Source organism: Streptomyces sp. NPDC051310 (genome assembly GCF_044455245.1).
In the GTDB taxonomy this organism is placed as follows: domain Bacteria; phylum Actinomycetota; class Actinomycetes; order Streptomycetales; family Streptomycetaceae; genus Streptomyces.
Genome location: NZ_JBITEO010000007.1, coordinates 28,968 through 50,829 on the forward strand (window position 1 = coordinate 28,968; position 21,862 = coordinate 50,829).

The window sequence follows — 21,862 nt, forward strand, 5'->3', positions numbered from 1 at the left end:
GACTGTCAGAGCTGACCGCCGACGAAGACGGTGAGGTCGACGAGGCGGTTGGAGTAGCCCCACTCGTTGTCGTACCAGCCGACGACCTTGACCTGCTTGCCCTGGACCATCGTGAGCTGCGAGTCGAAGGTGCACGAGGCCGGCCAGTTGACGATGTCGGAGGAGACGATCGGGTCCTCGGTGTACTCGAGGATGCCCTTGAGCTGGCCCTCGGCGGCCTTCTGGAAGGCGGTGTTGATCTCGTCCTTGGTGACCTCGCGGTCGAGTTCCAGGACGAGGTCGGTGACCGAGCCGGTCGGGACCGGGACGCGCATGGCGATGCCGTCCAGCTTGCCCTTGAGCTGCGGGAGGACGAGCGCGGTGGCCTTGGCGGCGCCCGTGGAGGTGGGGATGATGTTCTCCGCGGCGGCGCGGGCGCGGCGCAGGTCCTTGTGCGGGAAGTCCAGGATGCGCTGGTCGTTGGTGTACGCGTGGACCGTCGTCATCATGCCCTTGACGATGCCGAAGTTCTCGTCGAGGACCTTGGCCATCGGCGCCACGCAGTTGGTGGTGCAGGAGGCGTTGGAGATGATGTGGTGGCTGGCCGCGTCGTACTTGTCCTGGTTGACGCCCATGACGATGGTGATGTCCTCGTCGGTGGCCGGAGCCGAGATGAGGACCTTCTTCGCGCCGCCGGCGATGTGCTTCTCGGCGTCGGCCTTCTTCGTGAAGATGCCGGTCGACTCGATGACGATGTCGACGCCCAGCTCGCCCCACGGGATGTCGGCCGGGTTGCGCTCGGAGAGCACCTTGATGGTGTGGCCGTCCACGGTGATGGTGTCGGCGGTGTGGGTGACCTCGGCCTTGAGACGGCCGAGGATGGTGTCGTACTTCAGCAGGTGAGCGGTGGTCGCGGTGTCACCCAGGTCGTTGACAGCCACGATCTCGATGTCTGCACCCTGCTCCAGCAGCGCGCGGAAGTAATTACGACCGATGCGGCCAAAGCCGTTGATGCCTACGCGGATCGTCACGAACCGATCTCCTCGTTAGGTACGCCGGGTTTCGACGCCGGCGAGTTTTATTAGGGATGTCCCCGACCGCTTACGACCCTACCTCTCCGGCAGCGCCGGAGTGACATCGAGCGCACCCGTGGGAAGCCGGAACCCGTATCTACCGATGAGTACGGGTTCCGGCCCCCCGGGACGGCTACGCAGGGTCAGCGGCGCAGTGCGGTGAGCGCCTTTTTCAGCAGCCGTGCGCGCTCCGCGGGGCCGGTCACGTGCTCCAGTCCGAAGCCGAGCAGCACGGTGTCGCGGGTGGTGACGGCCGCCTGCGAGTGGAACAGCGCGGGCGAGCGGAGCCAGTCCGCCGCGTTGCCGGGGCTGCCGGCCGGCGGACCGGACACGGTCCAGGCGCCGAGCGAGGTCTCGAAACCCTCGGCGTCACGGGCGGCGCCGCCGACGACCAGCTGCGTGTCGTCGACGAAGGTCCCGATCCCGCCGGTGCCCGCGTCGGTGACGTAGGAGAGGGAGAGCTCGACCTTCGTGCCGGCGTACGCGCTGAGGTCGACGGCGGCCCGGCGCCAGCCGTTGGACGCGCCGGTGAAGGCGTGCCAGGCGCCCGTGGTGCCGGTGGCGGTGCAGCCGTCGGTGCCGACGGTGAGGTAGTGGGAGAGGAAGGGGTGGCCGTCGGCGTAGAAGCCCTCCTCGCACTGGGTCGGGACCTCGGTGGAGGTGTTGCCGTGGGCGTCGGGCAGGGTCGTCCAGTCGTCCTGCCCCACGGTGTGGGCCTCGACGATCACGTTGTCGTAGCCGGGTTCGGTGTCGTGGCTGAGGGCGAACCGGAGGGTCGGTGCGGCGGAGGCGTCGACGCCGGTGAGGTCGATGGTGCGGGTGAGCCGCATCCAGGCGTTGTCGGCGTGCCGCGCGGCCCCGAACGACGCGCCGTCGAACGGCTCGAAGGGGGTACGCAGGCCCGGGTAGTCGCCGGCGGCCGCGCTGCGGAACTGCGGGAACCGGTCCGGGGTGAGGGTGTCGGAGGTGACGGTGTAGGCGCCGGCGTCGTCCAGCGGGTTGCCGGGCACGGCGGCGAGGCCGGCCTGCGTGCCGGCGAAGGGTCCGGCGCCGGCGAATCCGGCCGGGTCCTTCAGCCCGGCGCGGTGGTAGGCGCCCAGGTAGTACTGGGCGAAGTCGTCGGACTCGGCCCGTCCGATGTCGATCTGCCCGCCCGCCTGCTCCCCGGCGTTGACGAGCGTGCCGCCCTCGTTGAGGTAGTCGCGCACGGCGAACATGGTGGGGCCGCCGGGACGGCTCGCGCCGGTGTACCAGACGACGGTCCGGAAGTGGCCGAGGACGCCGAGCGCGTGGGGGGTGCCCTGCGTGGCGACGTCCCAGACCGCGGCCCTGCGGCCGGTGTCGGCGACCGCCCTGGTGTACGCGGCGGCGTGCCGCGCGGGCGCGGTGCCGCCCTCCTCGGCGAGCACCAGCACGTCGCCGCGCGGGCGGGCGGCGACGGTGTAGGTGAACGGGGTGGAGGACACGCGCTTGCCGTCGCGGGTGCGGCCGGTGAACCAGACCTCGACGGTGTCGCCCGGTTCACCGTCCTGGACCTCGGCGCGGTACTCGTCGTAATAGAGGTTGTCCTCGCCGCCGTACGTCTCGCCGCCCTCCCAGGCCTCGAGCCGCTGGTCATGGACGCGTCCGCCGTTGACGCGGTACTTCAGCTCCTTGTCGCGCAGCGTCCTGCGGGCGGTGACGGAGACCTCCTGGTCGTCGCCGTCGTACGCGTACGAGGTGGTGAAGGGGTCGGGGACGAAGGGGGGCGCGCCGGCGCCGGTCGGGGAGACCGGGTCGTCGGGGCGGGCGGCGGACTCGGCGACGGCGAGCGCGAAGGGGATGTTCTTGGCGAACTCCTGCTGGATCAGCTTCTCGTCGTCGGGGAAGGTGAAGACGGAGGCGCAGTCGGCGGCTTCCCAGGCGTCGTCGGGGTCGACGCGGGAGGCGGTGGCGCAGGTCGACATCTCCGGGGTGAACATCTGCATGCCGTTGACGTTGGCCGCGTGGCCGTCGGCCTCGCCGTTGGTGGTGTAGAGCTCGGAGGAGAGCTGCGGGCGGTAGCCCGGGACGGCGGAGGCGGCGGGGGTGCCGGCCAGCGCCTTGAGGGGGACGTCGTCGGGGGTGTCGGTGCCGACCTGCCAGCCGACTCCGTAGAGGAGCAACTGGGCCGCCGAGTGGTAGTTGATGCCGTACTGGAAGCCGATGCGCTTCTGGAAGGCGTCGAGCGCCTTCGTCTCGGGCTCGGACGAGGGGGCGGGGCCGCGGTAGGTCTCGTCGGCGGGGTCGGGGGACGAGCCCTCGTTGTCGTAACCCCACTTGTAGGCGAAGTTGCGGTTGAGGTCGACGCCGTCGCCGGGGGTGATCCTGCCGTCGCCGTTGTTGTCGCGGAGGTTCTTGCGCCACTGGCGGTGGGCGGGGTCGGCGTGGGTGTGGTCGTAGCCGTCGGGGTTGGCGGAGAGCACGAACCACAGCTCGGTGGTGTCGACGATCCTCGTGATCCGCGGGTCCTTGCCGTAGCCGGCGAGGTAGTGGTGGAGCAGCCGCCGGGTCATCTCGGGGGTGATCCACTCGCGGGCGTGCTGGTTGGAGAGGTAGAGGGTGGCGGGCTTGGAGCCGTCGGCGGACTTCTTGGCCCCCTTGGTGAGCTTCAGGGCGAGGATGTCCTGGCCGCGCACGGTCCTGCCGATGCTGACGGCCTTGGTGATGCCGGGGTGCGCGCGGGCGGTCGCGAGGATCTCCTCCTTGAGTCCGCCCTCGCCGCCGTAGGGGCGGAAGACGCCGTCCCCGGCGGCGGCGACGCGCTTCTCGGCGGCGGCGGAGACGGTGTGCTCGGTGAGGCGGACGCCCTTGTCGCGCAGGCTGTCCGCCTGCTGCCCGGTGAGGTACAGCTCGACGGTCGCCGTGCCCTTCTCGGGGACCCGTTCGCTCAGCTCGTGACCGTCGGCGCCGGCTTCGAGGAGGAGCGGTACCTGCTCCTTGGCGACCTTCGCGTGCCATACGGAGATGCCGTCGCCGGCCGCATCCGGGTCGCGCGCCTGCTCGGCCCCGGCGACGGGTGCCGCCGCCAGTCCGGCTATCAGCAGTGAAGCCGCGGCGAGGATCGATCTCGCTCTGCGTCTCATTAGCCCCCCTTGCTGTTGTCTGCCACGAAAGTGAACAGATGCCAGGCTCATGACACCCCATGATCATGTCAATACCGCGTGGCACGGCTGGGCCGGAAGCCGGCGGGACGCCCGACGGCCCGCGGAGGCGGCACCGCCCGGGCCGGGAGACGCACACTGCCGGCGCCCCGTGGCGGGGCGCCGGCAGTGTGCGTACGGGATCCGGTCAGCCGACCAGGCCGTCGGCCATCTCCTCGGTCAGGTTCGACTCGGTGCCCGGGATGCCCAGGTCCTGGGCCCGCTTGTCGGCCATGGCCAGCAGGCGGCGGATCCGGCCGGCCACCGCGTCCTTCGTCAGCGGCGGGTCCGCCAGCGCGCCCAGCTCCTCCAGCGAGGCCTGCTTGTGCTCCATGCGCAGCCGCCCCGCCGCCGCGAGGTGCTCGGGCACCTCGTCGCCGAGGATCTCCAGGGCGCGCTGCACCCGGGCACCGGCGGCGACGGCCGCGCGCGCGGAGCGGCGCAGGTTGGCGTCGTCGAAGTTGGCCAGGCGGTTGGCGGTGGCGCGGACCTCGCGGCGCATCCGCCGCTCCTCCCAGGCCAGCACGGACTCGTGCGCCCCGAGCCGGGTCAGCAGCGCGCCGATCGCGTCACCGTCCCGTACCACCACGCGGTCCACACCGCGGACCTCGCGGGCCTTGGCGGCGATGGACAGCCGGCGGGCGGCGCCGACCAGCGCGAGGGCGGCCTCCGGGCCGGGGCAGGTGACCTCCAGCGAGGAGGAGCGGCCCGGCTCGGTCAGCGAGCCGTGCGCCAGGAAGGCGCCGCGCCACGCCGCCTCGGCGTCACAGGTCGCCCCGGACACCACCTGCGGCGGCAGGCCCCGGATGGGACGGCCCCGGCCGTCGACGAGCCCCGTCTGGCGGGCCAGCTGGTCGCCGCCCGCCACCACCCGTACGACGAAGCGCGAGCCGCGCCGCAGACCGCCGGGCGCCATCACGATCAGCTCCGAGCCGTGGCCGAAGATCTCGGCGATGTCGCGCTTCAGCCGGCGCGCCGCCATCGCGGTGTCCAGCTCCGCCTCGATCACGATCCGCCCGCTGACCAGGTGCAGTCCGCCCGCGAACCGCAGGATCGACGAGACCTCCGCCTTTCTGCAGCAGGTCCGGGTGACGGGAAGCCGGGAGATTTCGTCCTTCACCGCTGCCGTCATCGCCATGGGCCGATCCTTCCATGCATCCGAAAAATACGGTCGTACGCGGCGGCCAACAGCTCCGGGTCGTGCTTCGGCAGGCCGTCCTTCCTGGCCACCGGGGCCAGCTCGACCGCGGCACCGAGCCGCTGGGCGGCATCTGCGAGGGACTCGCGGTCGGGTACGGCGGCCTCGTCGGCCAGCACCACGTCCAGGGCGAGTTTAGGGGCGTGTCGTCCCAAAACCTCCAAATGACGCTGCGGTGAGAAGCCTTCGGTTTCTCCGGGCTGCGGCGCGAGGTTGAGCGAGAGGACCCGGCGGGCCTTCGTCTCGATCAGGGCGTCCAGCAGCTCGGGCACCAGCAGGTGCGGTATCACCGAGGAGAACCAGGAGCCCGGCCCGAGCACGACCCAGTCGGCGTCCAGCACGGCGGCGACCGCCTCCGGCACGGCCGGCGGATCGTTCGGCACGAGGTGCACCGACTGGACCTCGCCGGGCGTGAGCGCCACGGTCGCCTGTCCCCGCACGAGGTCCACGTCGTCCGGACGGTCCGGGTCGTGCCCCTTGACCAGTGCCTGAAGCTCCAGCGGAACGGCCGACATGGGCAGCACGCGCCCGTGCGCGCCGAGCAGCTTGCCGACCAGGTCCAGGGCCTGGACGTGATCGCCGAGCTGCTCCCACAGGGCGACGATCAGCAGGTTGCCGACCGCGTGCTCGTGCAGATCGCCCTGGGACTGGAAGCGGTGCTGGATGACGCGGGCCCAGGTCTGGCCCCAGTCGTCGTCGCCGCACAGCGCGGCCAGGGCCTTGCGCAGGTCCCCGGGCGGCAGCACACCCAGCTCCTCGCGGAGCCGGCCGCTGGAGCCTCCGTCGTCGGCGACCGTGACCACGGCGGTCAGGTCGCCGGTGATGCGGCGCAGCGCGGCGAGGGACGCGGATAGGCCCATGCCGCCGCCGAGGGCGACGACCTTGGGCTGCGCGCCGCGTCTGCGGAGCGTACGGACCGGCAGGGTGCTCGTACGCCGGCGGTACGGCTTCACTCGCGCCCCATGTCCCGGTGGACGACGACGGTCTCGACTCCCCCGGCGGCGAGCCGGGCGGCGAGCTTCTCGGACATGGCCACGGAGCGGTGCTTGCCCCCGGTGCAGCCGACCGCGATGGTGACGTACCGCTTCCCCTCGCGACGGTAGCCGGCGGAGATCAGCTGGAGCAGCTCGGTGTAGCGGTCCAGGAACTCCTTGGCGCCCGGCTGGTTGAAGACGTACCCCGACACCTCGTCGTTGAGGCCGGTGTACGGGCGCAGCTCGGGGACCCAGTGCGGGTTGGGCAGGAAGCGGCAGTCCACCACCAGGTCGGCGTCGACCGGCAGGCCGTACTTGTACCCGAACGACATGACCGTGGCGCGCAGCTCCGGCTCCTCGTCGCCCGCGAACTGGGCGTCCATCTTGGCGCGCAGCTCGTGGACGTTGAGGCTGGAGGTGTCGATCACCAGGTCGGCGTCGCCGCGCAGCTCGCGGAGCAGGTCGCGCTCGGCGGCGATGCCGTCGACGATGCGGCCGTCGCCCTGGAGCGGGTGCGGGCGGCGCACCGACTCGAAGCGGCGGACGAGCGCCTCGTCGGACGACTCCAGGAAGACGATCCGGCGCGTGACCTGCTTGGCGTCGAGGTCGGCGAGGGACTCGCGCAGGCTCTCGAAGAACTGGCGGCCGCGTACGTCGACGACGACGGCGATCCGCGCGACGTTGCCCTGGGAGCGGGCCCCGAGCTCCACCATCGTGGGGATCAACGCGGGCGGCAGGTTGTCCACGACGAACCAGCCGAGGTCCTCCAGACACTTGGCGGCGGTGCTGCGCCCGGCGCCGGACATGCCGGAGATGATCACCAGCTCGGGGATGGCCGCCTCGGCGGCCTCGCCGGCTTCGATCGTCGTGCCCGTACTCACGTGTGCTGCTCCGTCTTCTCCGTCTGGTGCCGGCTCTGCCGCCGGGTCGTGATCAATCATGGCTGGTACCCCCGTCGTCCTCTTCAATGATCTCTCCTGTCGCCGTGTTCACGGCGGGAGCGGCCGGAGCGGCCTGGGCGAGGGCGACGGCCACGGCTTCGGCGGTCTTCCGGCCGAGACCCGGCACCTCGCAGATCTGCTCGATTGTCGCCTGCCGCAGCCGTTTCACCGAGCCGAAATGCTTGATCAGCGCCTGCTTGCGCGTGTCCCCGAGCCCGGGGACGGCGTCCAGCGGGCTGGTCCTGATGCGCTTGGTGCGCTTGCTGCGCTGGTAGCGGATGGCGAAGTCGTGCGCCGTGTCCCGGACGCGCTGCAGGAGGTACAGCCCCTCGCTGGTGCGGGGCAGCACCACCGGGTCCTCCTCGTCCGGGAGCCAGACCTCCTCCAGGCGCTTGGCGAGGCCGCAGACGGCGACGTCGTCGATGCCGAGCTCGTCCAGGGCGCGCCGCGCGGCGGCGACCTGGGGCCGGCCGCCGTCGACCACCACGAGCTGCGGCGGGTAGGCGAACTTCCTGGGCCGGCCGGTCTCCTCGGCCGGGCCGGCCGGGACCTCACCGCTCAGTCCGAGGCCACCGCCCGCGCCGGAGCGGTCCGGGCCGCTGCCCGCGCCGGAGCCGTCGGGGCCGGTCGTGGCGCCGGAGCCGTCCGGGCCGGTCGCCGCACCGGAGCCGTCCAGGCCGATCGTGGCGCCGGGGGCCTGCGTGCCGTCGGCCTCCTCCACCGCCCACTCGCCGGTCCTCTCGCGCTCGGCGAGGTACCGCTTGAAGCGACGGCTGATCACCTCGTGCATCGAGCGGACGTCGTCCTGGCCCTCGAAGCCCCTGATCTGGAAGCGGCGGTACTCGCTCTTGCGGGGCAGGCCGTCCTCGAAGACGACCATGGACGCGACGACGTCCTCACCCTGGAGGTGCGAGATGTCGAAGCACTCGATGCGCAGCGGAGCCGTGTCCAGGCCGAGGGCCTCGGCGATCTCCTCCAGGGCGCGGGAGCGGGTCGTCAGGTCGCTGGCGCGCTTGGTCTTGTGCAGGACGAGCGCCTGCTGGGCGTTGCGCCCGACGGTCTCCATCAGCGCCTTCTTGTCGCCGCGCTGCGGAATGCGCAGGGACACCTGGGAGCCGCGCCGCCCGCTCAGCCACTGCGTCACGGCGTCCAGGTCCTCGGGGAGCGCCGGGACGAGGACCTCCCTGGGGACGGCGTCGCCGCTCTCGTCTCCGTACAGCTGCTGCAGCGCGTGTTCGACGAGGCCGGCCGTGTCGACGGCCTCGACCTTGTCGGTGACCCAGCCGCGCTGGCCGCGCACCCGGCCGCCGCGGACGTGGAAGATCTGCACCGCGGCCTCCAGCTCGTCCTCGGCGACGGCGATCAGGTCGGCGTCGGTGGCGTCGGCGAGGACGACGGCGTTCTTCTCCATGGCCCGCTTGAGGGCGCCTATGTCGTCCCGGAGGCGGGCGGCCTTCTCGTACTCCATGTCCTCGGCCGCCAGCATCATGTCCTTCTCCAGGCGGCGGAGGTACGTGCCGGTGCGGCCGGCCATGAAGTCGCAGAACTCGTCGGCCAGTTCGCGGTGCTCCTCCGGGCCGACCCGGCCCACGCACGGGGCCGAGCACTTGCCGATGTAGCCGAGCAGGCAGGGGCGGCCGGTGCGCTCGGCGTTCTTGAACACCCCGGCGGAGCAGGTGCGCACCGGGAAGACGCGCAGCATCAGGTCGACGGTCTCGCGGATGGCCCAGGCGTGGGCGTACGGGCCGAAGTAGCGCACGCCCTTCTTCTTCTGGCCGCGCATGACCTGCACGCGCGGGAACTCCTCATTGAGGGTGACCGCGAGGTAGGGGTAGCTCTTGTCGTCGCGGTACTTGACGTTGAACCGCGGGTCGAACTCCTTGATCCACGAGTACTCCAGCTGGAGCGCCTCGACCTCCGTGGACACCACGGTCCACTCGACGGAGGCGGCCGTGGTGACCATGGTGCGCGTGCGCGGGTGGAGGCCCGCCAGGTCCTGGAAGTAGCTGGCGAGCCGCTGGCGCAGGGACTTCGCCTTCCCGACGTAGATCACCCGGCGGTGCTCGTCGCGGAATTTGTAGACCCCCGGCGAGTCGGGGATCTGTCCCGGCTTGGGGCGGTAGCTGGAGGGGTCTGCCATGCTTCACACCCTACTGGCGCCCACTGACACTCCGGGCGTGCTCCCGGCCCCCGTACCGGTGCCCGCGGAGCGCCCCCGGTGGGGACGGGGGCGCTCCGCGGGCCGGCCCGGGCGGCGGGTGCTTCAGGCGCGGTGGTGGTGACGGCGCCGGGCCCGGAAGCCCGCCAGGGCGGCGGCGACGGCAGCGGTCGCGGCTGCGGCTGCGGGCCCGGCCGGGAAGGGGTTGCCTGGGGTCGCGGAGGCGGCCCCGGGAGCGATGGCGGAGGCGGCCGCGGTGCCGGGGGGCGCGGCGGTGGCCGCGGTTCCGGGAGGCTCGGCGGGGGTGCCGTAGCCGCCGGCCCTGCCCGCCTTCGCGTACGCGGAGCCGGGCAGCTTGTCCCCGTACGCCGCCCGCACCCGGTGGCGGTAGGCGGCGAGCGTGGTGCCGTCCGCCCCGACCGCGCGTATCGCGTCCGCGTCCAGCGGGAGCACCTCGGTGCCCTTGTGGACGTACCAGGCGTCGATCTGGGGCTCACGGAAGACGGTGCCGCCGGGCAGCCGGCGGGCGCCTTCGACGGCGTACCGGACCTCGTCGTCGCCGGTCGCGATGTTCACGACCTGCCAGCCCGCCGCACCCCGGCGGACGGTCCAGACGGACGCCTTCCGGCCGTCCGCGGCGACCGCCGTGGCGGCGTGGAACGCCACGCGGGCGACCGGGGCTCCCGCCTTCCCCGCCACGAAGTCCGGGGACAGGACCCGCACCGGGACGGCCCGCCCGTCGATACGGGGCCGGGTGTCCCGCGCGGCAGCGGCGGCACCGTCCCGGGCGAAGAAGCGGGAGAGCGTGTCGAGGGTGGCGGGAGCGGTGACCGCGCGGTCCGGGGTGTCGCCCGCCCCGGTCGCGCCGGCCCGGGGTGCGGCGAGGCCCAGCAGCGCCACGGTGGTCAGGGCGCCGACGGCAACGGCTCGTATGCGTCGCATGCCGTTCACGCCCCGATCCGGTAGAGGGAGTGCGTCCAGGAGAAGGAGCCGTTGTCCACGTACCAGGCGTGCGAGGCCCAGTTGTAGCGGTCGTTGGACGGCCACGGGTCGCCCCAGTACACCCAGCCGCGGGAGTCGTCGTACCCGTGGAGGACGTGCATGTGTCCGCCGCCGCCGGACCACTGGATGCGGGTCTCCACCGGGCGGTCGGCGTTGATCTCGGTCTGCACGGTCGCGTAGCGCAGCCAGCCGTCGACGTACGAGCCCGGTGCGACGCCGGCCCAGCGCAGCCCGGTCTGCACGTTGCCGAGGGTGGCCTGCCAGTTGGGGCAGTCGGAGCCCTGCCCGCGGTTGAACGCGGCGTTGCAGAACTGGTTCTGGGTGTGACCGCGGCCGAACCAGGCGGCGATGGTGTTGCCGGCGGCGGCCCAGCACCAGTTGGTCTTCTGCTGGGCCTGCATGGTGATGCCGAGGCGCTTGGCGGCGAACGCGGCGTGGTCCTCGGCGGTGGCGGCGGGCACCGGGAGGAGGACGGCCGCGGCGGTGAGGAGCACCGCGAGGACGAGGTTCCTGCTTCTGCTGTCGGCCTTGCTTCTGCTGTCGGCTCTGCTTCTGCTCGTGCGGGGGGTGCGCATCGCGTTCCTCCGGATGGGGATGTGGGGAGGGAGGATCGCGTCCGGACGCTGCTGTTGAGCATCGAACCGTTGTCGGGAGCAGGTCAACGCGCTTCAATGCGGGGTGACACCGCGCCGTGAACGCCTCCGGTCGCGTGTGAACGGCATGCCCCGCCCCACCGGCCCGCCCGCCCTCGGCGGCGCCGTGTCGCACAGCCCCGTCGTGAACGTTCACCGAGGAGTCCCCCATGGCACCACCGGGACACACCGAGGCCGATCTGGCGCAGATCCTGCACACCGGCCCGTTCCACCTGGCGCTGCGCACGGCGCTCGCGGTGCGCGGCCTGCCGCTCCAGCGGGTCCAGCACCATCTCGCGCACCGCGGCATCAAGGTGGGCGTGACGAGTCTGTGCTACTGGCAGCAGGGCGCCCGCCGCCCGCAGCGACCGGAGTCCCTGAAGGCCGTGCGGGGTCTGGAGGAGCTGCTCCGGCTGCCCGGCGGCTCGCTGATCCGGCTGCTGGGCCCGGCCGGGGGCGCGGCGGAGGCGGAACGGCCGGCGACGCGCCCGTACCGCTCCCTGGTCGAGGTGTCGGGAGCCGTCGAGGAACTGCTCGCGGGGCTGGAGTCGCCGGCGGACGGCGGCCTGCACACCGTGGGGCACCACGAACGGGTGCGGATCGGGGCGGCGCGGGAGCTGGTCGGGCGGGACTCGCAGCACGTGGTGCGCGCCCATCGGGACGGCGTCGACCGCTACGTCGCCATTCACCACGGGGATCCGGGGTGCGACGCGGAGCGGGTGGTGGTGCGCGCGGGCGAGAACTGCCGCACCGGGCGGGTGCGCCGGCACCACGGCACGGGTGTCGTCGTCGCCGAGCTGCTCTTCGACGCACGGCTGCGGGCGGGTGAGACGTACGTCTTCGGGTACGGCTTCGAGGACGGCACCGGCGGTGTGAGCGGTGAGTACGTGCGTGGCTTCAGCTTCGCGGGCGGTCAGTACGTGCTGCAGGTGCGCTTCCACGAGGACGCCCTGCCGGTACGGTGCCGGCGCTTCGCCCAGACGTCGGCGGGCGCGCCGCGCGGTGCCCGGGGCGACCTGACGCTGAGCGGCCGGCACCGCACGGTGCACTTCGTGGAGCAGGGCGTGCGGCCGGGGATCCTGGGGATCGACTGGGACTGGGACTGATCGCGTGCCCCGTCCGGGGCGGGGCACGGCCCGGTTCCCAGGACCCGGGCCCCTGGGCTCGCCCCCGGTGCGGGTGGGTCGGGTGCGGTCCGGCACCGGTCCCGATGGCGGCGCCACGCGGTCCGACGATGGTGCCGGCCAAGTGCCGATGCCGCTGCCGACGGTAACCGGATCGGGAGCGGCAGGCTTACGCGTCGGGGCCGGCGACCAGCTTGCCGTCGGTGACCTTGACCGGGACCTCGGGCAGGGCCGCGGTGGCCGGGCCCTTGATCGCCTTGCCGGTGGTGACGTCGAAGCGGCTGCCGTGGCAGGGGCAGTTCCCCTCCGTGCCCTCGACCTTGTCGAACACGCAGCCCGCGTGGGTGCACTGGGCGCTGAACGCCTTGTACTGGCCCTTGGCGGGACAGCTCACGACCAGGCGCTGCTCGCGGTACAGCTTCGCTCCGCCGACGGGTACGTCGTCCGCCGCACCGAGGTCGACCGGGGCGGTCGGCGTCGGGTTCTCGGCGTGACCGAGCTTGGACTCGGTGGAGCAGGCGGCGACACCGAGCCCGGCTGCTCCGGCGAGGGCGGCGCCTTTCAGCACGGAACGGCGGGCGGGCGACTGGCCGGGCATGGGTGCTCTCCAAGGAGGACGTCGGTGACGGAACCCGACGATACCCGCGTAGAACGGAGGGCTTCCCACGGGGTCTGTCCTGGCCGGAGGAGATGGGTTACGTTCGGGCCCGTGATCGTCGTCGCCGGAGAATCGCTGATCGACCTGGTCCCGGAGCCGTCCGGCGCCGCGGGGGCCGGTCCCGTGCCGGCGCTGGTGCCGCGGCGCGGCGGCGGCCCGTACAACACCGCTGTGGCGCTGGGGCGGCTCGGTGCCGAGGCGGTGTTCTGCTCGCGGATCTCGACCGACGCGTTCGGGGAGGCGCTGCTGGACGGCCTGCGGTCGGCGGGCGTCGCGACGGACCTCGTGCAGCGCGGCCCCGAGCCCACGACGCTGGCCGTCGCCACGGTCGCGGCGGACGGCTCCGCCCGGTACGGCTTCTACGCGCAGGGCACCGCCGACCGGCTCTTCGAGCTCCCGGGGCAGTTGCCCGAGCGGGTGCGGGCGGTCTCCTTCGGAACCTGCTCGCTGGCCCTGGAGCCGGGTGCGAGCGCGTACGAGGCGCTGCTGCGGCGGGAGGCGGGGCGCGGCGTGCTGACGGTGCTGGACCCGAACGTCCGGCCCGGTCTCATCCCGGACGCCGACGCCTACCGGGCCCGGTTCACGGGCTGGCTGCCGTACGTGTCGCTGCTGAAGCTCTCCGAGGAGGACGCCGCGTGGCTGGGCGGCTCGCCCGAGGAGTGGCTCGCGCGGGGACCGGCGGCGGTGGTGATGACCCGCGGCGCGGGGGGCCTGTCGGTGTGGACGCGTGACGTGTCCGTCTCCGTGCCGGCGGTCCCGGTGGAGGTCGCGGACACCATCGGCGCGGGTGACACGGTGAACGCCGCCCTCCTGCACGGTCTGGCGGGCCGGGACCCCGGCGGCCTGGACGCGCCGGCCTGGCGCGACCTGCTGTCCTTCGCCGCCCGCGCCGCCGCGCTGACCTGCTCCCGCCCGGGCGCGGAGCCGCCGTACGCGTCCGAGCTGACGGCACCCGCCTGGGGTCCGTTGTGAAAGTGCTGGTCACAGCCTGTGCTGCCGACGGGCATCAAGCCGGGCCGGCCACGGGTGTGGACGCGGCGGCAGTTGATGGACGGCATACGGTGGCGGCCCCGGACCGGTGCTCCCTGGCGGGACGTTCCCGAGCGCTATGGGCCGTGGGACCGGGTCCATGACCTGTTGCGGCGCCGGCAGCGGGATGGCACCTGGGCGAGGGTCCTCACCCGGCTCCAGGCCGAGGCGGACGCGAAGGGCCTGATCACCTGGGATGCATCGCCTGCATCTTCGCCAGCGTCACCAGCTCCGCGTCGCTGAGCTGCGGCATGAGCGCGCGCATCGCGGGTGATCTCGTCGAGCAGGGCCTTGCCCAGGCCGCGGTTGCGCTGTTCCGGGGTGACGTAGAAGTCGGTCACGTAACCGAGGGCGTCGGAGCCAGGGTAGGGACTCGGGACCTTCTCCATGAGACACACGAACACGTGACCACAAGGCTGGCCGCCCACTTCAGCGAGCCAGACACGCCACGGCCCCGCCATCCGGGAACGTAGCCACCGCTCGCATTCGGCGGTGAACCCCTCTTCGTCCTGCGGGACTTCATCTCCGCCGTCCTCCACCTTGAACCGCCAGCGCATCGCTGCCGACGCAGGCGCGTCGTTGGACTCGGCCCGACGGATGACGACGTCACTCATGGCCGCACTCTCGCAGGCCGATCCGCCGGAAGGAAACCGTTTACGAGCGTCCGGAGACCCCTGGAATCGATCATCCAGGGATGTCCTGAGGGTCGGCCCGGTGCGCCGTGCCGGCCCTTGTCCATCCGCCGCCCGCGGGATGACGATGGTCGGGGGGATCCGCTCACGCGAGTGAGGAGAAGCGGATGACGTGGAACCTGAAGGGGCAGCTGTACGAATCATGCAGCTGCAATATGTTCTGCCCCTGCTGGTTCGGGGTGCAGGACCTGATGATCATGGACCAGGGATGGTGTTCCGGCCTGCTGGGCTTCCGCGTCCACGAGGGCAGCTCGGACGGCCTGTCACTGAACGGCCGTGAGATCGTCCTCGCGGTCCACTGGCCGGGGCCGACGCTGTTCGACGCCGACGGCACCGCGCGGCTGTGCCTGGACGACGGCGTGGACGACGACCAGCACGTCGAGCTGGAGTCGATCTTCCAGGGCAGGAAGGGCGGGCCGATGGCGGTCATCGATTCCCTCGTCTCCGCCTGGCTGCCCACGCAGCGGGCACACATCGAGGTGACCGAGGACGGCGATACCGTGTCGCTCGCAGTGGAGGGCGCGGGCGACGTCCGCTCGACGCTTCTGCGTGACCCGGGAGGAACCAGCTTCACTCTGCGGGGCGGTGGCTTCATCACCGGCCTGGGCCTGGAGGAGGCGGAGCTCGCCCCGAGCGGATCCCGCTGGGCCGACGCGGAGATGCCCCACGGCTTCGAGACCAAGTCCGGCGCGCGGGGCCGGTTCGCCTGGGCCGGGTGACGTGACCCCCACCGGTGGACCGGGGCACGCGCACCCCGCCGGCTGACCCGGACCTCACGGGCGCCCCGGGAGACATGCGCCCTCGCCGGGCGACGTCGGCCCTCCACGCCCGGCGGTGGCCTCATGCGTGCAGGCCCCCGGGTCCGAAAGTCCGACCGGAGGCCCCCAGCGGCCGAGGCCCCGCCGGACGGGCACCCGTACCGGGACCGGCACGCGACCGGAGCCCTTCATCCGCCGGAGGGCTTCCTCGGCCTCACGGCCCGGCAGCCGGAGGCCTACGGGCCGGAGCCTGCGTCGAAGGACGCACCCCACGCGACGCGACCCGGCCCGGGGGGGGGGGGCCGGGGGGGGGGGGGGCGCGGGGGGGGGGGGCGCGGGGCGGGCCCGGGGGGGCCCCGGGGGGGCCGGCGGCCCCCCCCCCCCCCCCCCCCCCCCCCCCCCCCCCCCCCCCCCCCCCCCCCGGGGGGGCCCCCCCCCCCCCGGGGGCGGCGCGTCCGGATCCTCCGTGTCAGGCCTTGCGGGCGCGGGCCGCCGTCTTCTTCGCCGTGGCGGTCTTGTTCGTGGACGTCCTGGCCGCGGCCGCCTTCGCCGTCGTCGTCCTGACCGTGGCCGTCTTGCGCGCCACGCCGTCCGCCGCCGCCGTCTTCTTGGCCGCGCGCTTGCGCGCCGCCGGAACCGTCGGCGCCGCGTCACTGATCCGCTCGGCGTCGAGGATGTCGCGCAGGAACTTGCCGGTGTGACTGGCCGGGACGGCCGCGACCTGCTCCGGAGTTCCCTCGGCGACGACGAGACCACCGCCGCTGCCGCCCTCGGGCCCCATGTCGACGACCCAGTCGGCCGTCTTGATCACATCCAGGTTGTGCTCGATGACGATCACCGAGTTGCCCTTGTCGACGAGGTTGGACAGCACCTTGATGAGCTTCGAGATGTCCTCGAAGTGCAGACCGGTGGTCGGCTCGTCCAGGACGTACACGGTCCGGCCGGTGGACCGCTTCTGCAGCTCCGAGGCGAGCTTCACGCGCTGCGCCTCACCACCGGAGAGCGTCGGCGCGGACTGGCCCAGCCGGACGTACCCGAGGCCGACCTCCGTGAGGGTCCGCAGATGACGCGCGATCGTCGGAACGGCCTCGAAGAAGTCCAGCGCCTCCTCGATCGGCATGTCCAGCACCTCGGCGATGGACTTGCCCTTGTAGTGGACCTCCAGGGTCTCCCGGTTGTAGCGCGCCCCGTGGCAGACCTCGCAGGGGACGTACACGTCCGGCAGGAAGTTCATCTCGATTTTGATCGTGCCGTCGCCCGAGCAGTTCTCGCAGCGGCCGCCCTTGACGTTGAAGGAGAAGCGTCCCGGCAGGTAGCCGCGGACCTTCGCCTCCATCGTCTCGGCGAACAGCTTGCGCACGTGGTCGAAGACGCCCGTGTACGTCGCCGGGTTGGACCGCGGGGTCCGGCCGATGGGCGACTGGTCGACGTGCACGACCTTGTCGACCAGGTCGTCGCCGTCCACGCGCGTGTGGCGCCCCGGCACGGACCGGGCGCCGTTCAGCTCGCGCGCCAGGTGCGTGTACAGGATGTCGTTGACCAGCGTCGACTTGCCGGAACCGGACACACCGGTGACCGCCGTGAGGACGCCGAGCGGGAAGGAGACGTCGATGTCCCGCAGGTTGTTCTCGCGGGCGCCGTGCACGGTCAGCCGCCGGGACGGGTCCACCGGCCGCCGGACCTCCGGCGTCGGGATGGACCGCTTCCCGGACAGGTACTGCCCGGTCATCGACTCCTTGTTGACGAGCAGCTGCTTCAGCGGACCGGAGTGGACGACCTTGCCGCCGTGCTCGCCGGCGCCCGGACCGATGTCCACGACCCAGTCGGCGACCTTGATGGTGTCCTCGTCGTGCTCGACGACGATGAGCGTGTTGCCCATGTCGCGCAGCCGTACCAGCGTCTCGATGAGCCGGTGGTTGTCGCGCTGGTGCAGGCCGATGGACGGCTCGTCCAGGACGTACAGCACGCCGACCAGGCCGGAGCCGATCTGGGTGGCGAGACGGATGCGCTGGGCCTCGCCGCCGGAGAGGGTGCCGGCGGCACGGTTCAGCGAGAGGTAGTCCAGGCCCACGTCGACCAGGAAGCGCAGCCGCTCGTTGACCTCCTTCAGCACCCGCTCGGCGATCTTCTTGTCCCGGGCGTTCAGCGTGAGACGCCCGAGGAACTCGGCGCACTCGCTGATGGACATCGCCGAGACCTCGGCGATGGACTTGTCCATGATGGTGACGGCGAGCACGATCGGCTTGAGACGGGTGCCCTCACAGGTGGGGCAGGGCACCTCGCGCATGTACCCCTCGAAGCGCTCGCGGCTGGAGTCGCTCTCGGCCTCGCTGTGGCGCCGCTTGACGAAGGAGACGGCCCCTTCGAAGGCCGGCGTGGTGTACGCCCGCTCCCTGCCGTACCGGTTGCGGTAACGGACCTCCACCTGGGTCCTGTGCCCGTACAGCAGCGCCTTCCTGGCGCGGGCCGGCAGCCCGGCCCAGGGGATGTCGGTGCGGAAGCCGAGGGCCTGCGCCAGCCCGCCGATCAGCCGGCCGAAGTACTCCTTGGTGTGGCCGTGCGACCAGGGGTGGATGGCCCCCTCGTCGAGGGAGCGCTCCTCGTCCGGGACGATGAGCTCGGGGTCGACCTCCATGCGCGTACCGATGCCGGTGCAGTCGGGGCAGGCGCCGAACGGCGAGTTGAAGGAGAAGGAGCGGGGCTCCAGCTCTTCGAAGGACAGGTCGTCGTACGGGCAGTACAGGTGCTCCGAGTACATCCGCTCGCGCTCGGGGTCGTCCTCGGGGAGGTCGACGAAGTCGAGCACGACCATGCCGCCGGACAGCCCCAGCGCGGTCTCGACGGAGTCGGTGAGCCGGCGCTTGGCGCTGTCCTTCACCGTCAGGCGGTCGACGACCACCTCGATGGTGTGCTTCTCCTGCTTCTTCAGGGCCGGCGGCTCGGCGAGGTGGATGGTCTGCCCGTCCACCCGGGCCCGGCTGTACCCCTTGGTCTGCAGGTCGGCGAAGAGGTCGACGAACTCGCCCTTGCGCTCGCGCACCAGCGGCGAGAGCACCTGGAAACGGCTGCCCTCGGGCAGCTCCAGCACCTTGTCGACGATGGCCTGCGGCGACTGGCGCGAGATCGGGCGGCGGCACTCGGGGCAGTGCGGCTTGCCGATGCGCGCGAAGAGCAGACGCAGGTAGTCGTACACCTCGGTGATGGTGCCGACGGTGGAGCGGGGGTTGCGCGAGGTCGACTTCTGGTCGATCGAGACGGCCGGGGAGAGGCCCTCGATGAAGTCGACGTCCGGCTTGTCCATCTGACCGAGGAACTGCCGGGCGTACGAGGAGAGCGACTCGACATAGCGGCGCTGCCCCTCGGCGAAGATCGTGTCGAACGCGAGGGACGACTTGCCCGACCCCGAGAGCCCGGTGAAGACGATGAGGGAGTCGCGCGGGAGGTCGAGCGAGACGTTCTTCAGGTTGTGCTCGCGCGCGCCACGGACGATGAGACGGTCGGCCACGCCGGTCCGCACCTTTCTTGAGAGAAGCGGGGGCACAGCCCCCGTCCCAGACTCTTCAAGCCTACGGGGGGCCGCCAAATGGATGGATGCCTGCATTTCAAGGATGCCTCCACCGAGCGTATAGCACGCGCATTCGATTTACGGCCGCGCTCTGCCACCTTCACCCGATCGTGTGGCGCCGCTAGGGTCAGCAGCATGATCGACCACGCGCATGACCTGGCCTCCGTACGCGAGGCGACCGACCGGCTCCTCCGTGCAGCCGCCTCCCTCGACAACGCGGCCGTCGCCGAGCCGTCACGGCTGCCGGGCTGGACCCGCGGGCACGTCCTCGCCCACCTGGCACGCAATGCCGACGCCCTCGTGAACGTCCTCGAGGGCCGTCCCATGTACGTCAGCGGCGAGGCGCGCGACGCCGACATCGAGCGCGACGCCCCCCGCCCGCTCGCCGCCCAGCTCGACGACGTACGCGACAGCGCGGCCCGCTTCCAGGCCGCCGGCGAGGTACCGGCCGACTGGAGCCGCATGGTCGAGCTCCGCAACGGGGTGACCGACCGGGCCGCGCGGATCCCCTTCCGCCGCCTCGTCGAGGTGGAGCTGCACCACGTCGACCTCGGCATCGGCTACGAGCTCGAGGACCTGCCGAAGGAGTTCACGGAGCGCGAGATCGCGTTCCTCGCCGACCGCTTCTCCGGCAACCCGGCCGTCCCGCCGGCCCTGCTGCTCGCCGCCGGCCAGGAGTGGCGCACGGGCGGGACCGAGGGCGGGGAGGTGACCGTCTCCGGACCGGCGGCGGACCTGCTGGGCTGGCTCGCGGGCCGCCGGGACGGGGCCGCCCTCGACGTCTCCGGTGGCGCACTCCCCGCGCTGCCCCCGCTATAGGCTGGGGCCATGACGTACAGCGGAGCGGTCAAGGTCGGCGGGCCCGCCGATGTGCACGAACTGGCGGACCTGATCATCTCCAAGGTCGCCGTCGGGCCGATGGACAACAACGCCTACCTGCTCCGCTGCCGCACGACCGGCGAACAGCTGCTGATCGACGCGGCGAACGACCCGCGGACACTGCTGCGGCTCATCGGTGACGACGGCATCGCCTCCGTCGTCACCACCCACCGCCACCCCGATCACTGGCAGGCGCTCGGCGAGGTCGTGGCGGCCACCGGCGCCCGTACCCACGCGGGGCGGTACGACGCCGAGGGCATCCCCGTCCCGACGGACGTGCCCGTCGAGGACGGGGACACCGTCCGGGTCGGCCGGGTGGAGCTGACGGCCCGCCGGATGGTGGGGCACACCCCCGGCTCGATCGTCCTGGTCTACGACGACCCGCACGGCCACCCGCACGTCTTCACCGGCGACTGCCTCTTCCCGGGCGGCATCGGCAACACGCACAAGGACCCCGACGCCTTCGCCTCCCTGATCCGGGACGTCGAGACCAAGCTGTTCGACGCGCTGCCCGACGAAGCGTGGGTCTACCCCGGGCACGGCAAGGACACCACGCTGGGTGACGAGCGCCCGCACCTGCCGGAGTGGCGCGCACGCGGCTGGTGAGCGCACGCGCCACAGCGGTGTGCTTCCGTGCGCTCCCGTAACCCCCGCGCACGCCGGGTAGTTGGCGCGGCATGCGCCCACGTCATAATCCTTCCGCACCGTCCTCGGGACGGTCACCCTCCATGAGACGGCTCGCCGCGGCCTCACTCGCCGGGACGGCTGTCGAGTTCTACGACTTCTTCGTGTACGGAACGGCCGCCGCGCTGGTTCTCGGCCCCCTCTTCTTCCCCACCTTCTCGCCCGTCGCCGGCACCCTGGCGGCGTTCGGCACCTTTGCGATCGGCTTCCTTTCACGCCCGCTCGGGTCTGTTGTTTTCGGACACATCGGTGACCGGTACGGGCGGCGTCCGGTCATGCTCGCCTCTCTCCTGCTGACGGGCGCGGCGACGGTCGCGGTCGGCTGCGTGCCGTCGTACGCGACGCTGGGCGTGGCCGCGCCCGTCCTCCTGCTCGTGCTGCGGTTCCTGCAGGGCCTCGGGCTCGGCGGGGAGTGGGGCGGAGCGGTGCTGCTGACGGCCGAGCACGCGCCGGCGCACCGGCGGGCACTGTGGTCCAGCTTTCCCCAGGTCGGGCCCGCGGTCGGCTTCCTGCTGGCGAACGGGGTGATGCTGACGCTGTCGGCCGTCCTCAGCGACGCCCAGTTCCGCGAGTGGGGGTGGCGGGTGCCGTTCTGGGCGGCCGGGCTGCTGGCCGCCGGCGGTCTGCTGCTGCGCAGCTCGCTGGAGGAGACCCCGCAGTTCCGGGACCTGGCCAAGACCGGCACGCGGGCGAACGCCCCTTTCGTGGAGGTGGCCCGCGACCACTGGAGGCTGGTCCTGCTGACGGCCGGCGCGCTGGCCGTCGGGTACGCGATCTTCTACGCGGTGTCCACCTGGGCGCTGGCGTACGGCACGGAGCGGCTCGGGGTGAGCCGTACGGTGATGCTGGTCTGCATCATGGCGGCGGTGGCCGTCAAGGGCGTGGCGACGCCGTTCGCGGCCATGCTGGGCGACCGCTACGGGCGACGGCCGCTGTGCCTCGCGGGGTGCGCGGCCGCGGCCCTGTGGATGTTCCCGATGGTGGCGTTGCTGCACACGGCGCAGCCGCTCCTGATGTTCCTCGGCTTCACGGGCGCGCTGCTCGCGTTCATCACCATGTTCGCGGTGGTCGCGGCGTACCTGCCGGAGCTGTACGAGCCGAGGGTGCGGTGCACCGGCGCGGCCGTCGGCTACAACCTCGCCGGCGTGCTGGGCGGTGCGCTGACGCCGATCGTGGCGACGGCCACGGCGGGCGGCGCGGGGGCGCCCTGGGGTGTGGCGACGTATCTGACGGGTATCGCGCTGCTCAGTCTCGTGTGCTTCGCCCTGCTCCCGGAAACCCTGCCGAGGGCGGCGGCCGAGCCGGTCAAGGAGTCGGCGGCCGTGTGAGACGCGGCTGTGGCCGCAACGGACGCC

17 protein-coding genes and 1 pseudogene are annotated in these 21,862 nt (G+C 72.3%); 7 read left to right on the top strand and 11 right to left on the bottom strand.

Annotated features, from left to right (window positions below):
* Window positions 1–5 precede the first annotated feature (5 nt).
* The 8 genes from gap to ACIA79_RS12405 form a co-directional block, all read right to left on the bottom strand.
* Window positions 6–1,010, bottom strand: coding sequence for a type I glyceraldehyde-3-phosphate dehydrogenase (gene gap, locus ACIA79_RS12370; protein ID WP_399428152.1), 1,005 nt, complete (start codon window positions 1,008–1,010; stop codon window positions 6–8).
* Window positions 1,011–1,195: 185 nt separating this feature from the next.
* Window positions 1,196–4,156 carry a M14 family zinc carboxypeptidase gene (locus ACIA79_RS12375; RefSeq protein ID WP_399428153.1) on the bottom strand — a complete coding sequence of 987 codons (2,961 nt, stop codon included), beginning with the start codon at window positions 4,154–4,156 and terminating at the stop codon, window positions 1,196–1,198.
* 205 nt (window positions 4,157–4,361) lie between these two features.
* A complete protein-coding gene (gene whiA / locus ACIA79_RS12380; protein WP_031072652.1) occupies window positions 4,362–5,351 on the bottom strand; it encodes a DNA-binding protein WhiA in 990 nt (329 codons plus the stop codon).
* A complete protein-coding gene (yvcK, locus tag ACIA79_RS12385; RefSeq protein ID WP_399428154.1) occupies window positions 5,342–6,364 on the bottom strand; it encodes a uridine diphosphate-N-acetylglucosamine-binding protein YvcK in 1,023 nt (340 codons plus the stop codon). Before yvcK ends, whiA begins: the two co-directional genes overlap by 10 nt.
* Window positions 6,361–7,326, bottom strand: coding sequence for an RNase adapter RapZ (gene rapZ, locus ACIA79_RS12390; RefSeq protein WP_399428155.1), 966 nt, complete (start codon window positions 7,324–7,326; stop codon window positions 6,361–6,363). The genes yvcK and rapZ overlap by 4 nt, the downstream gene beginning before the upstream one ends.
* Complete coding sequence (gene uvrC / locus ACIA79_RS12395; RefSeq protein ID WP_399428156.1) at window positions 7,319–9,466, bottom strand: excinuclease ABC subunit UvrC; 2,148 nt, start codon at window positions 9,464–9,466, stop codon at window positions 7,319–7,321. The genes rapZ and uvrC overlap by 8 nt, the downstream gene beginning before the upstream one ends.
* Window positions 9,467–9,589: 123 nt before the next feature.
* The gene (locus ACIA79_RS12400) at window positions 9,590–10,426 is read right to left on the bottom strand and encodes a hypothetical protein (RefSeq protein WP_399428157.1); all 837 of its coding nucleotides are present in this window, start codon (window positions 10,424–10,426) and stop codon (window positions 9,590–9,592) included.
* Between the two features lie 5 nt (window positions 10,427–10,431).
* Complete coding sequence (locus ACIA79_RS12405) at window positions 10,432–11,061, bottom strand: papain-like cysteine protease family protein (protein ID WP_399428158.1); 630 nt, start codon at window positions 11,059–11,061, stop codon at window positions 10,432–10,434.
* 227 nt (window positions 11,062–11,288) lie between these two features.
* On the opposite strand from ACIA79_RS12405, the gene ACIA79_RS12410 reads away from it, so the two are divergent.
* On the top strand, window positions 11,289–12,224 hold the full coding sequence (locus ACIA79_RS12410; RefSeq protein WP_399428159.1) for a hypothetical protein: 936 nt from the start codon (window positions 11,289–11,291) through the stop codon (window positions 12,222–12,224).
* Between the two features lie 187 nt (window positions 12,225–12,411).
* On the opposite strand, the gene ACIA79_RS12415 is transcribed toward ACIA79_RS12410, so the two are convergent.
* Window positions 12,412–12,840 (bottom strand): Rieske (2Fe-2S) protein, encoded by a 429-nt coding sequence (locus ACIA79_RS12415; protein ID WP_399428160.1) that lies wholly within the window; start codon window positions 12,838–12,840, stop codon window positions 12,412–12,414.
* Between the two features lie 111 nt (window positions 12,841–12,951).
* Between ACIA79_RS12415 and ACIA79_RS12420 the strand changes: the two genes are divergently transcribed.
* Both ACIA79_RS12420 and ACIA79_RS12425 read left to right on the top strand, forming a co-directional pair.
* Entirely contained in the window at window positions 12,952–13,872 is a 921-nt protein-coding gene (locus ACIA79_RS12420) for a carbohydrate kinase (protein ID WP_399428161.1), read from the top strand.
* Between the two features lie 54 nt (window positions 13,873–13,926).
* Window positions 13,927–14,016 (top strand): annotated as a pseudogene (locus ACIA79_RS12425) (transposase); the annotation flags it as partial.
* Here the strand turns inward: ACIA79_RS12425 and ACIA79_RS12430 are convergent.
* The gene (locus ACIA79_RS12430) at window positions 14,007–14,543 is read right to left on the bottom strand and encodes a GNAT family N-acetyltransferase (RefSeq protein ID WP_399428162.1); all 537 of its coding nucleotides are present in this window, start codon (window positions 14,541–14,543) and stop codon (window positions 14,007–14,009) included. The pseudogene ACIA79_RS12425 and the gene ACIA79_RS12430 sit on opposite strands and share 10 nt — an antisense overlap.
* Before the next feature lie 185 nt (window positions 14,544–14,728).
* Here ACIA79_RS12430 and ACIA79_RS12435 point away from each other — a divergent pair, with 185 nt between their 5' ends.
* Window positions 14,729–15,340 carry a DUF1326 domain-containing protein gene (locus tag ACIA79_RS12435; RefSeq protein ID WP_399428163.1) on the top strand — a complete coding sequence of 204 codons (612 nt, stop codon included), beginning with the start codon at window positions 14,729–14,731 and terminating at the stop codon, window positions 15,338–15,340.
* A 508-nt stretch (window positions 15,341–15,848) separates the two neighbouring features.
* Here ACIA79_RS12435 and uvrA read toward each other — a convergent pair.
* Window positions 15,849–18,884, bottom strand: a complete 3,036-nt coding sequence (gene uvrA / locus ACIA79_RS12440; protein WP_399428164.1) for an excinuclease ABC subunit UvrA — start codon at window positions 18,882–18,884, stop codon at window positions 15,849–15,851.
* A 195-nt stretch (window positions 18,885–19,079) separates the two neighbouring features.
* Here uvrA and ACIA79_RS12445 point away from each other — a divergent pair, with 195 nt between their 5' ends.
* The 3 genes from ACIA79_RS12445 (at window position 19,080) to ACIA79_RS12455 (ending at window position 21,835) form a co-directional block, all read left to right on the top strand.
* A complete protein-coding gene (locus ACIA79_RS12445) occupies window positions 19,080–19,763 on the top strand; it encodes a maleylpyruvate isomerase family mycothiol-dependent enzyme (RefSeq protein WP_399428165.1) in 684 nt (227 codons plus the stop codon).
* 9 nt (window positions 19,764–19,772) lie between these two features.
* Complete coding sequence (locus ACIA79_RS12450; RefSeq protein WP_399428166.1) at window positions 19,773–20,429, top strand: MBL fold metallo-hydrolase; 657 nt, start codon at window positions 19,773–19,775, stop codon at window positions 20,427–20,429.
* A 122-nt stretch (window positions 20,430–20,551) separates the two neighbouring features.
* Window positions 20,552–21,835 (top strand): MFS transporter, encoded by a 1,284-nt coding sequence (locus ACIA79_RS12455; RefSeq protein ID WP_399428168.1) that lies wholly within the window; start codon window positions 20,552–20,554, stop codon window positions 21,833–21,835.
* The last annotated feature ends 27 nt before the right edge of the window (window positions 21,836–21,862 follow it).

What these genes read in the sequence shown, in the direction of transcription:
- ACIA79_RS12375 (WP_399428153.1), bottom strand. Translation starts at nt 4,156, where the DNA reads ATGAGACGCAGAGCGAGATCGATCCTCGCCGCGGCTTCACTGCTGATA.
- whiA (WP_031072652.1), bottom strand. Translation starts at nt 5,351, where the DNA reads ATGGCGATGACGGCAGCGGTGAAGGACGAAATCTCCCGGCTTCCCGTC.
- rapZ (WP_399428155.1), bottom strand. Translation starts at nt 7,326, where the DNA reads ATGATTGATCACGACCCGGCGGCAGAGCCGGCACCAGACGGAGAAGAC.
- uvrC (WP_399428156.1), bottom strand. Translation starts at nt 9,466, where the DNA reads ATGGCAGACCCCTCCAGCTACCGCCCCAAGCCGGGACAGATCCCCGAC.
- ACIA79_RS12400 (WP_399428157.1), bottom strand. Translation starts at nt 10,426, where the DNA reads ATGCGACGCATACGAGCCGTTGCCGTCGGCGCCCTGACCACCGTGGCG.
- ACIA79_RS12405 (WP_399428158.1), bottom strand. Translation starts at nt 11,061, where the DNA reads ATGCGCACCCCCCGCACGAGCAGAAGCAGAGCCGACAGCAGAAGCAAG.
- ACIA79_RS12410 (WP_399428159.1), top strand. Translation starts at nt 11,289, where the DNA reads ATGGCACCACCGGGACACACCGAGGCCGATCTGGCGCAGATCCTGCAC.
- ACIA79_RS12415 (WP_399428160.1), bottom strand. Translation starts at nt 12,840, where the DNA reads ATGCCCGGCCAGTCGCCCGCCCGCCGTTCCGTGCTGAAAGGCGCCGCC.
- ACIA79_RS12430 (WP_399428162.1), bottom strand. Translation starts at nt 14,543, where the DNA reads ATGAGTGACGTCGTCATCCGTCGGGCCGAGTCCAACGACGCGCCTGCG.
- ACIA79_RS12435 (WP_399428163.1), top strand. Translation starts at nt 14,729, where the DNA reads ATGACGTGGAACCTGAAGGGGCAGCTGTACGAATCATGCAGCTGCAAT.
- ACIA79_RS12445 (WP_399428165.1), top strand. Translation starts at nt 19,080, where the DNA reads ATGATCGACCACGCGCATGACCTGGCCTCCGTACGCGAGGCGACCGAC.
- ACIA79_RS12450 (WP_399428166.1), top strand. Translation starts at nt 19,773, where the DNA reads ATGACGTACAGCGGAGCGGTCAAGGTCGGCGGGCCCGCCGATGTGCAC.
- ACIA79_RS12455 (WP_399428168.1), top strand. Translation starts at nt 20,552, where the DNA reads ATGAGACGGCTCGCCGCGGCCTCACTCGCCGGGACGGCTGTCGAGTTC.